This is a genomic window from Agarivorans sp. 1_MG-2023, from assembly GCF_030548385.1.
GTDB lineage: Bacteria > Pseudomonadota > Gammaproteobacteria > Enterobacterales > Celerinatantimonadaceae > Agarivorans.
Genome location: NZ_JAUOSJ010000008.1, coordinates 43,083 through 55,517 on the forward strand (window position 1 = coordinate 43,083; position 12,435 = coordinate 55,517).

5 protein-coding genes are annotated in these 12,435 nt (G+C 44.4%); all 5 read right to left on the reverse strand.

Annotation, left to right across the window (positions count from 1 at the left end):
- Window positions 1-49 precede the first annotated feature (49 nt).
- Window positions 50-6,466, reverse strand: coding sequence for a retention module-containing protein (locus tag Q4592_RS12965; RefSeq protein ID WP_303513733.1), 6,417 nt, complete (start codon window positions 6,464-6,466; stop codon window positions 50-52).
- Between the two features lie 435 nt (window positions 6,467-6,901).
- Window positions 6,902-7,978, reverse strand: a complete 1,077-nt coding sequence (fbaA, locus tag Q4592_RS12970) for a class II fructose-bisphosphate aldolase (protein ID WP_137675319.1) — start codon at window positions 7,976-7,978, stop codon at window positions 6,902-6,904.
- A gap of 98 nt (window positions 7,979-8,076) precedes the next feature.
- Window positions 8,077-9,240, reverse strand: a complete 1,164-nt coding sequence (locus Q4592_RS12975; RefSeq protein ID WP_303513736.1) for a phosphoglycerate kinase — start codon at window positions 9,238-9,240, stop codon at window positions 8,077-8,079.
- Between the two features lie 58 nt (window positions 9,241-9,298).
- The gene (epd, locus tag Q4592_RS12980; protein WP_303513737.1) at window positions 9,299-10,324 is read right to left on the reverse strand and encodes an erythrose-4-phosphate dehydrogenase; all 1,026 of its coding nucleotides are present in this window, start codon (window positions 10,322-10,324) and stop codon (window positions 9,299-9,301) included.
- 86 nt (window positions 10,325-10,410) lie between these two features.
- Window positions 10,411-12,405 carry a transketolase gene (gene tkt, locus Q4592_RS12985; RefSeq protein WP_137675316.1) on the reverse strand — a complete coding sequence of 665 codons (1,995 nt, stop codon included), beginning with the start codon at window positions 12,403-12,405 and terminating at the stop codon, window positions 10,411-10,413.
- Window positions 12,406-12,435: the final 30 nt, after the last annotated feature.

Consider the following 12,435-nt stretch of genomic DNA (forward strand, 5'->3'; position numbering starts at 1 on the left):
GTAAGCCTTAGCTTACTCTTGAAAGTGGGTTTTCCCAAACGTAAACGGCCTAGTTGTCTACATTAAGCTGCTGATCTTCAATCAATTGAGTCAAAATATCATTATCACTCATACCACTGAAATCGACATCTTTAAGGGTGATGGTTTGATGAACACTCTCGCCATTAGCTCCACCATCTTTATCAATTGATATGATCGTTTCAACAGCGCCACCATTGCTTATGGTTTCAAACGACAAATAAGACTCTAAACTCGCTTCGGTTTCGCCTTGTAATAAATCACTCAAGTTAAGTACATCAGGGGCGTTATTCGGATCACTATCGTCTTTTAAGGTAAAGTCGTTAATGGTGTCATTGATGGTGCCTTGATCGTCACCGTCAAGCCAAGCAAACATATCACTATCATCACCACCAATTAATACGTCGTTACCTTGGCCACCAATTAATAAATCAGCGCCTTCGCCACCCTCAAGTTGATCGTCGCCAGCATAGCCTACCAAAGCATCATCACCCGCTTCACCAGTAATGGTATTGGCAGATTCATTACCCACCAACACCTCATCACCATCTCTACCATCAACAGAGTTACCATGAACACCAATAAGCTCTGCAGTTGCAGTATCGATAACATCGTTAGTATCATCAATAATGGTATAGTCAAATTGCTCCTGCACATCATCATCAGCTTTTTTTACATAATCCGCGTTGGTTACGTCAATAGTTAAATAAAGCTGATAATCACCACTCTTTGAAGGGTTGTCAGCGACTATTTGGAAATAGTACTCACCTTCATATTGGGCTTCATAACCATCTTTGGGGCCCTGCCAGTTTTCACCAAATTTAGTTATCAATTTACCGTCTTTATCATAAAGATATAGATCTGTTTTCACAGAAGGTTGTCCCGAAACAGGATCCATGTTTGCCCAGATTTTTTCACCTTTCGCTAGAGATATCTTTAACCAATCCTGATCATGACCATTTGTAGCGTCACTATCACTAGCAAGGCTTCCTTTAAATGAATATGAATACCCATTAGGTAACTGAATAAAATCAGCATCATTAGAGCTAAATAGAGAACGGTCAGTTAAATCTACAGCAGTTGCGAGGCTATTGTTAAGACCATTTAATTCACTATCATTCTCATTTTCTGAGCCGGTGATAGCTTTATCTTCAGTTTCAAAGTTACTATCGTGAATACCTAGGCCTACATCATCAATTGAACTAAATAGAATTTCATCGCTGCCAGCCACAGAACCGCCTACGACATTATCGATTTCAAGCAAAGAGATCTCTTCGCCAGTGTCATTCCACAGCAAGGCCAAACTTGGTACGCTAATTGTGCTACTACCATCTTGGTTTGTAATAATGACATCACGATTAGCATCTACAGCTGCTTCAAATATAGTACTAATTTCAATATCAATAGAATGAGAGTCGCCATCCAAGTCCGTTACTGAGACCTCTAAACTCTCTTGTTTACCCCATCCATCGCTATCTACATCCAACTCATATGAATAAGCTCCTGTAGAAAAATCAAGCAAAAACAAACCACCCAAAGCCGTTGTAATATTGATGTTTTTCGCCTGCTGTGGTTCAGCGTATGGGTCATAATAATAAGTGTGGGGGCCAGAAACTGTCTCAATAGTAATAGTGCTTACATACCCTTCATCGGCTCCGACCATAAAACCATTAGTTGAAGCTGTTTTGAACAGACCCAAAGAAGCCTCAATATCAGAGTCAAGATAGCTTTTTATAAGTGTAACCGAGAGGTCGTTTACATCTTCGACAATAAAAGCAAATTCATCGGTTGCTGATTCCGAAGCTACATCTTCTAGAACCCCCAAATCTGCATCACCAATCCCAATACCATAGCTGGTGTCTAGGTTATTTTCGACAAAGGAATCCCATGCAGCTAATCCATTTAGACCTTCATACTCAACAGTGTCATCAACACCGTGACCAGAAGTAGGTTCACCATCAGAGATAAAATACAACAAAGTGTTGTCAGCAAGCGGTTGATTAATCGAGGTACTGGTCGCTATCACTTCATTCAGAGCCAAATCATAATGGGTCCCCCCTCCCGAATTAAGGCTTTCAAGGAAACTAATTGCTTCAGATACATCGTCACTAATCCAACCACTAGTCTTCACCGATTCCGAAAAACCAATGACCTGAACGTTTACATTTCCGCGAGAGTCTGCCTGTTCAATCAGGCCAGATAAAGCTTCTACAGCAATACCAAGATAATCCCCTCCATTCGTCATACTGGCAGAAGTATCGAGTACCAACACTAAGTTCGTAGTCACCAATAGAGGACTAGAAGCTAAGTTATGATATACATCGCTACCCACCGGAGCATCATCAACGATACTAACTTCTAACTTGCCTTGAGTAGCGAAGCCCTCTGCGGGGTTACTCACAACATAATCGAAGCTTTCGGTGACGCCATCACCATTAAGGCTTGACGAGTTCAATTGGTACTCGTAATCGCCTTTGAAAAAACCGTTGTAGTCTTCGGTATAAACCGTTAGCGAGCCTTGTTCAGTATCAAAGCTAATCACACCATTTACGTCAGCAGTGTTCACTCCACCATCATAACCGATACTAGAAATGGCTAAGCCATCAACCACCCCACCATCATTACTGAGCAAGTTACCCGTTGTTAGCGTAGCTGCGACGCCAGCGTCCGAACCAGTATCTAAACCAGCTTCAAATACTTGCGCTGAATCATTAACGAGATCAACGACATTTCCAGATACGCTAGCTGAACTTTCAGCGCCAAATTCGTCCTGTAAAACATAATTAAAATCAACTGCGCCATTACCATCTGCATTAGCAGTAAAGCTAATTACTCCTGCCGCTGTCACGTTAACAACACCATTGGCTACAGCAATATCTTGCGCAATTCTCGGGGTAAGTTCTGTGCCGTTAATTGATTTAATGCTTATCGCATCACCTTCCAGATCGCTATCGTTAGCCAACAAATCTAATTGGACAGATTCAGAAGGCGCTACATTTGAGAAATCATCGTCTTGAGCATCTGGCGCGTCATTATCTGGTCTTAAATCTAAGCTGGCACTGCCGCCTACCGTTTGCGGGTCACTAGCGCCATTTGTACTGCCATTGTCGGTGATGTCGTAGCTGAAGCTCACTTCGGTATCGTCATTAGCAGCTGGCGTGTAAGTCCAAGTACCGTCGTTGTTATTAACTAAACTACCGCTCCCCACACTGATTTGAAGGTTACTTACCGTTAAGTCATCACCTTCGATATCTGCTGCGCTAGCTAACAATTCATCACTGGTTATAGTACGTGCACTGCTGTCTTCTGCTATCGGCGTTAATACCACCGCATCGGTTTCCGGTGCATCATTCACGGGAGTAATGTCTAAGCTGGCACTGCCGCTTACCGTTTGCGGGTCACTAGCGCCATTTGTACTGCCATTGTCGGTGATGTCGTAGCTGAAACTCACTTCTGTGTCGTCATTAGCAGCTGGCGTGTAAGTCCAAGTACCGTCGTTGTTATTAACTAAGCTACCGCTCCCTGCGCTAATTTGCAGGTTACTTATCGTTAAGTCATCACCTTCGATATCTCCTGCGCTAGCTAACAGTTCATCACTAGTTATAGTACGTGCACCGCTGTCTTCTGCTATCGGCGTTAATACCACCGCATCGGTTTCCGGTGCATCATTCACGGGAGTAATGTCTAAGCTGGCACTGCCGCTTACCGTTTGCGGGTCACTAGCGCCATTTGTACTGCCATTGTCGGTGATGTCGTAGCTGAAACTCACTTCTGTGTCGTCATTAGCAGCTGGCGTGTAAGTCCAAGTACCGTCGTTGTTATTAACTAAGCTACCGCTCCCTGCGCTAATTTGCAGGTTACTTATCGTTAAGTCATCACCTTCGATATCTCCTGCGCTAGCTAACAGTTCATCACTAGTAATAGTACGAGCACCGCTGTCTTCCGCTATTGGCGTTAATACCACCGCATCGGTTTCAGGTGCATCATTCACGGGAGTAATGTCTAAGTTGGCATTGCCGCTTACCGTTTGCGGGTCACTAGCGCCATTTGTACTGCCATTGTCGGTGATGTCATAGCTGAAACTCACTTCTGTGTCGTCATTAGCAGCTGGCGTGTAAGTCCAAGTACCGTCGTTGTTATTAACTAAGCTACCGCTCCCTGCGCTAATTTGCAGGTTACTTATCGTTAAGTCATCACCTTCGATATCTCCTGCGCTAGCTAACAGTTCATCACTAGTAATAGTACGAGCACCGCTGTCTTCCGCTATTGGCGTTAATACCACCGCATCGGTTTCAGGTGCATCATTCACGGGAGTAATGTCTAAGTTGGCACTGCCGCTTACCGTTTGCGGGTCACTAGCGCCATCTGTACTGCCATTGTCGGTGATGTCGTAGCTGAAACTCACTTCTGTGTCGTCATTAGCAGCTGGCGTGTAAGTCCAAGTACCGTCGTTGTTATTGACTAAGCTACCGCTCCCTGCGCTAATTTGCAGGTTACTTACCGTTAAGTCATCACTTTCGATATCTCCTGCGCTAGCTAACAGTTCATCACTGGTTATAGTACGCGCACCGCTGTCTTCTGCTATCGGCGTTAGTACCACCGCATCGGTGTCCGGTGCATCATTCACACGAACAACATTCACGATGTCGCTATCAGCTGCGGTTTGTCCATTCGCGCTGACTTGAACATTAATGGAGAGTTCAGACAAGTTTAAAGCATCACTGTTTACTGCCGCCACGCCATCAGCGGTGAGTTTGACTTGGTTACCATCAATAACAAAATAGCCATCGTCGTTGTTCAACAACTGGTAAGTCTGCACATCTCCATCTGGATCGCTTGAGGTAAAATTGGCAACAATTGTATCTGTGCTGACTGCATCTTCAGTGACGCTTTGAGCAACCACGTCTATCGTTGGAGCTTGATCTACAGGTGTGCTTGGTTCGTCATCCACCCTTACAATGCTAAGCGTATCGCTATCAGTGGCAGTAAGGCCATTAGCTTCAACTTGAACGGTCAAATCCAAGCTTGTCAGATTTAAGCTGTCATTATTAATCGCCGCCACGCCATCAGCGGTGAGTTTGACTTGGTTACCATCAATAACAAAATAACCATCGTCGTTGTTCAACAACATGTAAGTCTGCACATCTCCATCTGGATCGCTTGAGGTAAAATTGGCAACAATTGTATCTGTACTCACTGCATCTTCAGTGACGCTTTGAGCAACCACGTCTATCGTTGGAGCTTGATCTTCTGGTGTACTTGGTTCGTCATCCACTCTTACAATGCTAAGCAAATCGCTATCGGCAGCAGTAAGGCCATTAGCTTCAACTTGAACGGTCAAATCAAGACTTGTCAGATTTAAGCTGTCATTATTAATCGCCGCCACGCCATCAGCGGTGAGTTTGACTTGATTACCATCTAAAACAAAATAGCCGTCATCGTTATTCAACAATTGGTAAGTTTGAACGTCACCATCAGGATCGTTTGAGGTAAAATTGGCAACAACTGTATCAGTACTCACTGCATCTTCAGTGACGCTTTGAGCAACCACGTCTATCGTTGGAGCTTGATCTACAGGCGTGGCGGGCTCGTCGTCTACTCTAACAATCTCGACGGAAGCACTATCAGAAGCCGTTAGGCCATTAGCTTCAACTTGTATGGTTAAATTCAAAGTCGTTAAATTGAGTTGGTCATTGTTAACTGCGGCAATACCCGCATCACTCAACTTAATTTCGTTTCCATCAATAACAAAAAAACCGTCGGTATCATTTAGTAAGCTGTGATTTAAAACATCACCGTCGGCATCATTTGATGTAAAGCTAGCAATAACGGTATCGGCATCCACTAAATCTTCAGTAATACTTCCAGCAGTAAGCGTAATCGTTGGTGCTTGATCGGGGCTAGGCGCTGGAGGAGAGGGTTCAGGTTGGGAGTTATCGATTGCTGCTAGCGGTTCTGGAGCGTTTGTATCAGAGTCCGTTTGGGCTGCATTAGTTGGAACTTGGGGAGCTTGGGTATCAAAACCAGTTTGAGCAATGGTTTCTCCACCAACTCTATCGATCGTAATAAACCCACCGTTGCCAGCTGCTTCACCATCCGCAGCAGTAGGAGCGCCACCAGCCGCAGTCGCTTCAAACAACTCCGTTGGGTCAGCACCTTCTAAAATGGCTTGTTGCAAAGCGTCTACATCAAGATCATTAGCCGCGCTTAAAGGGCCTTCTGCAATATCAACATTGGGAAGTTGAGTAGCACTATTGTCACCAAGCAGGTACTGGTCTTCACCATAGTAAAAGCCAAGTTGCGCACCTTGGGAAGTAATAATCATTTCGCCAGGCACAACACTATCACCTGGTTGCAGGGATCTAATATTGCCTTGGGCATCTACTGCAAACGCTTGTCCTTGTATTGATACAATCGTTGCATTTGATGTTGCAATGCTCTGTTCCATCTGATTATTCCTTTCAAACTTTATTTAACATGCCCGCTATCCGCAGCCAGCGACTCAGCCTATATCGAAGGGCTTAGAGTATAAATTTTAGTCAATAGACCTTAGTTTAACGAATGAATTTTTCTAATCTAAACCTAAGATCAAACTTAAGAGCCTGAATAGCTTAGGAAAATACTTAATACTAAAACTATAAATATAGAAAATTCATTGGCTTATAAAGCTAAAGTAAAACAATCATGAACTAAAAGCGAGAAAATTGAAGAGGTAGGATAAGTGAACAAATAGCTGGCGGAGTGCCACTTTAAACGTAAATTAAAATGTACAATTCATCAATTATGGCTGAAGTAAATCCATCTAATGCCATTTACTTGTGATTCAAAAACGAATAAGGCTCGCCAAAGCGAGCCTTAAGTAACATAGCCTTAAATGACTAAATTACAGTACGTCTACTGCATTTAAGTCAGAGAACGCTTTTTCTAAACGAGCAACCATTGAAGATTGACCAGCACGTAACCATACGCGAGGATCGTAGTGCTTCTTGTTAGGTTGATCAGCACCTTTAGGGTTACCGATTTGGCCTTGTAGGTAATCAAAGTTTTCAGCTGAGTAAGTACGGATACCATCCCAAGTTGCCCACTGAGTATCAGTGTCGATGTTCATTTTGATAACACCGTAGCCGATAGACTCTTGGATTTCTGCTTCAGAAGAACCAGAACCACCGTGGAATACAAAGTTAAGTGCGTTTGGTGCAATACCAAATTTCTCAGCACAGTAAGCTTGTGAATCACGTAGGATAGTAGGAGTAAGTACTACGTTACCCGCTTGGTAAACACCGTGTACGTTACCGAAAGAAGCAGCAATAGTGAAACGTGGGCTAACAGCCATTAGTTTCTCGTATGCATATGCTACGTCTTCAGGAGAAGTGTAAAGCTCAGATGCGTCCATGTCAGAGTTATCTACGCCGTCTTCTTCGCCACCAGTACAGCCAAGTTCGATTTCGATAGTCATGTTCATTTTAGCCATGCGCTCTAGGTACTTAGCACATGTATCAATGTTTTCTTCTAGAGACTCTTCACTTAGGTCAAGCATGTGAGAAGAGAAAAGAGGCTTACCAGTTTGAGCGAAGAACTCTTCACCAGCATCTAGAAGACCGTCGATCCAAGGAAGCAATTTCTTAGCCGCGTGGTCAGTGTGCAGGATAACTGGAACACCGTAGGTTTCAGCAACAGCGTGTACATATTTTGCACCAGCAACAGCACCAAGGATTTGAGCACCTTGACCTTCAAGTTTAACACCTTTACCTGCGAAGAAACCTGCACCGCCGTTAGAGAACTGAACAACAACTGGAGACTTAACTTTAGCCGCAGCTTCTAGTACGCCGTTGATTGAGTCAGTGTTAACTACGTTTACCGCTGGTAGTGCGAATTTGTTTTCTTTAGCAATTTCGAAAACTTTCTGTACGTCATCACCAGAGATTACACCTGGTTTAACTGCGTCAAAGATCTTAGACATAGCAATGGTTCCATTTAGTCTTGTTGATTAAAAATTCTTGTTTCTGTAACAGAGTATTCTAATACAGAAAATCGGGAGCTGCGCTCCCGATTACGTTCTTAGCCTTTTGCACGCTCTTCAAGCATGGCTACAGCTGGTAATACTTTGCCTTCTACAAACTCTAGGAAAGCGCCGCCGCCCGTAGAGATGTAAGATACATCGGCTTTAATACCAAACTTGTCGATGGCCGCTAGTGTATCACCACCACCCGCTACAGAGAAGCCTGCAGACTCGGCGATTGCTTTAGAAATACCCGCGGTACCTGCTTCAAAATTCTTGAATTCAAATACGCCAACAGGGCCATTCCAAAGGATAGTTTTAGCATTGCCAATAATTTCAGCAAGAGCTGCTGTAGAATCTGGGCCTAAGTCGAAGATCATGTCGTCGTCTTGTACTTCAGAAACATTTTTGATTTCAGCTTCTGCATTTTCATCAAAGGCTTTAGCACAGGCAACATCAGTGGCTACAGGAATAGCACACTCTTTCATTAGTTTTTTAGCGGTATCTACTAGGTCAGCTTCGTATAAAGATTTACCTACATTGTGGCCATCTGCAGCGATGAAAGTATTAGCAATACCGCCACCCACTACAAGTTGGTCAGCAATTTTAGATAAAGACTCAAGCACTGTTAATTTAGTTGATACTTTAGAACCACCAACAATAGCCACTAACGGACGAGCCGGGTTGTCCATTGCTTTACCAAGCGCTTCTAGTTCAGCAGCAAGTAAAGGACCGGCACACGCTACAGGCGCGTTAGTACCTACACCATGGGTAGAAGCTTGGGCGCGGTGAGCTGTACCAAATGCGTCCATAACGAAGATGTCACACAATGCAGCATACTTCTTAGATAGCTCTTCTTCGTTTTTCTTCTCGCCTTTGTTGAAACGTACATTTTCTAGTACAACCAACTCGCCAGTGTTTAGCTCAAGGCCATTTAGGTAATCTTTCGCTAATTTAACGTCACAATCTAGTGCGTCGTTTAAGTAGTTAACTACAGGAGCTAGTGAGAATTCTTCAGCGTATTCGCCTTCAGTTGGACGACCTAGGTGAGAAGTAACCATTACTTTAGCGCCAGCTTCTATACAACGCTTAATAGTAGGAAGAGATGCTAGGATACGTGCATCAGAAGTTACTTTACCGTCTTTTACTGGAACGTTTAGATCAGCACGAATGAATACGCGTTTGCCTGCAAGATCTAAATCGGTCATTTTGATAATTGACATTATCTGTCCTCTATAGTTTTTGAAAATTAAACTTACAGTTTAGCCAGCATAGCTAAACCTACAATTCGGTATTACTCATTAATTCTGCGGTGTCTAACATACGATTAGCAAAGCCCCATTCGTTGTCACACCAGGCCAACACTTTTACTAAGTGCTCGCCGCTAACCCGTGTTTGAGAACCATCAATAATGCTTGAATGACTATCGTGATTAAAGTCGATAGACACCAAAGGTTCTTCGGTGTAGCTCAATATGCCGCTTAATTTACCGCAAAGTGCGGCTTGTATGGCTTGATTTATATCAGAAACTGTAACTTTTTTACACAATGTTACACTTAAGTCCATCGCCGTAACGTTTTGCGTAGGCACCCTCACCGCAATGGCTTCAAACTTACCGGCGAATTTAGGCAAGATTCGCTCTACACCCTTAGCCAGCTTAGTATCAACAGGAATGATTGACTGCCCAGCCGCACGGGTTCTGCGTAAGTCAGTATGGTAGGCATCAATGACCTGTTGGTCGTTCATTGCTGAGTGAATTGTAGTAATAGTACCACATTCAACCCCAAAGGCTTCATCTAAGACCTGAATCACCGGTACGATACAATTGGTCGTACAAGAGCCATTTGAAACCACTTTGTCGCTAGCACTCAGCAAATCTTCATTTACACCATAGACTACCGTTTGATCTACGCAAGGATCGGCAGGGTGAGAAAACAAAACTTTCTTTGCCCCGGCGTCAATATGCATTTGCGCATCGGCCACCGAGCTAAAACGCCCAGTACATTCCATGACAATATCTACCGCTAAATCTCTCCACGGTAACTGATTGGGCTCGCTTTGATGCAGCAGTTGAATGGCTTGACCTTCTACTGTGAGCGTTTCGCCTTGCAGCAATACATCTTCAGCAAACGTGCCATGGGTAGAATCGTATTTAAGCAGATGAGCCATTGCTTCTGGGCTGGCCAGCTCATTAATTGCAACGATTTTGATTTTGTGTTGACGGTGAGATTCAAATAAAGCGCGAAGCACGCTGCGACCAATTCGGCCGAAACCATTTATCGCTACTTTGATAGGCTGACGAGGCATAATAATCGCCTTTTTCTATAACGCTGAAACAAAGAACCCTCTTAGCAGAGGGTTCTATTTATTACTGAACGAGCACTTGTGAGTGCTTACAGAAGTTCGTTCGCCATGTTCACTAAGTTTTCTTTAGTGAAACCAAATAGCTTGAACAATTCACCCGCTGGCGCTGACTCACCGAAGGTCGTCATACCCAGTACTTTGCCATCAAAGCCAACGTACTTGTACCAGAAATCTGCAATTCCCGCTTCAACAGCAATACGTTTGCGTACAGCAATAGGTAGCACTGATTCACGGTATTCTGGCGATTGTGCATCAAACACATCAGTGGCTGGCATTGACACTACGCGCACTGCTTTACCTGCAGCCGTTAGTTCATCCGCTGCTGCTACCGCTAGCTCAACTTCTGAACCAGTAGCAATCAAGATAAGCTCTGGCGTACCAGCGCAATCTTTCAGTACGTAACCACCACGCGCAACATCAGCTAGTTGCTGTGCATCACGCGGTTGCGGCGCTAAACCTTGACGAGAGAAGATAAGCGAAGTGGGGCTATCGGTACTTTCTACCGCATGACGCCAAGCAACCGCTGACTCTACTGAATCACATGGACGCCAGGTGCTCATGTTAGGTGTTAAACGTAAGCTAGCAGTTTGCTCTACCGCTTGGTGAGTTGGGCCATCTTCGCCCAAACCAATTGAATCGTGGGTATAAACAAAAATTGCCGGTTGCTTCATCAAAGCAGCCATACGTAAAGCGTTACGTGCATATTCCATAAACATTAGGAACGTAGCACCGTAAGGCTTTAAACCACCATGCAAAGTCATACCATTCATAATGGCCGACATACCAAACTCACGCACACCGTAGTGCATGTAGTTGCCTGATGCATCTTCGGCGGTTACCGCTTCAGAACCAGACCACATAGTAAGGTTAGAAGGTGCTAAATCAGCACTACCACCTAGTAGCTCTGGCAATTTAGGGCCAAAGGCCTCTAAGGTTTTTTGTGAAGACTGACGAGTAGCAATTTTAGCTTGGCTTGCTTGAAGCTCGCTAATGTAGTTGTCGGCAAACTCTTTCCAATCACTTGGCATTTGGCCAGTCACACGACGCTTGAACTCAGCTGCTAATGCAGGGTGAGCCGCTTCATAGCCGGCAAACAATTGGTTCCACTCTGACTGTGATTTCTCACCCGCAGTTTTAGCGTCCCACGCTTGGTAAACATCTTGTGGGATTTCAAACGCAGCATGTGGCCAGTTTAAGAACTCACGAGCAGCTGCAATTTCTTCAGCACCTAGTGGAGCACCGTGACAATCATGGCTACCCGATTTGTTTGGCGAACCAAAACCAATCACTGTTTTACAACAAATCATGGTTGGGCGAGTCGTTTCAGCTTGAGCGGCTTTAATCGCTGCGCTAATGGCTTCACTATCGTGGCCATCTACGCCACCAATTACATGCCAGCCGTAAGATTCAAAACGCTTAACGGTATCGTCGGTAAACCAACCTTCTACGTCACCGTCAATAGAGATGCCATTGTCATCCCAGAATGCGATAAGCTTACCTAGGCCTTGAGTACCCGCTAAAGAACAAGCTTCATGCGAGATACCTTCCATCAAACAGCCATCACCTAAGAAGGTGTAAGTGTAGTGATCAACAACCGGGAAACCATCTTGGTTAAATTGCGCCGCTAAGATTTTCTCAGCCAGTGCCATACCTACGGCATTAGTAATGCCTTGGCCTAGCGGGCCAGTAGTGGTTTCTACGCCAGGTGCGTAACCGTACTCTGGGTGACCAGGTGTTTTAGAATGAAGCTGACGGAAGTTTTTAAGCTCTTCAATCGGAAGTTGATACCCAGATAGGTGCAACAGAGAATACAGCAACATAGAGCCATGGCCGTTAGATAAAACAAAGCGGTCACGGTCTGCCCAAGTTGGGTCAGTTGGATTGTGTTTCAAAAAGTCGCGCCATAGAACTTCAGCAATATCAGCCATTCCCATTGGAGCACCAGGGTGACCAGAGTTAGCTTGCTGAACTGCATCCATACTTAAAGCACGGATAGCGTTGGCGTATTGACGACGAGAAGACATGAATTTCTCCTGCAAATATTAGGGCTATAG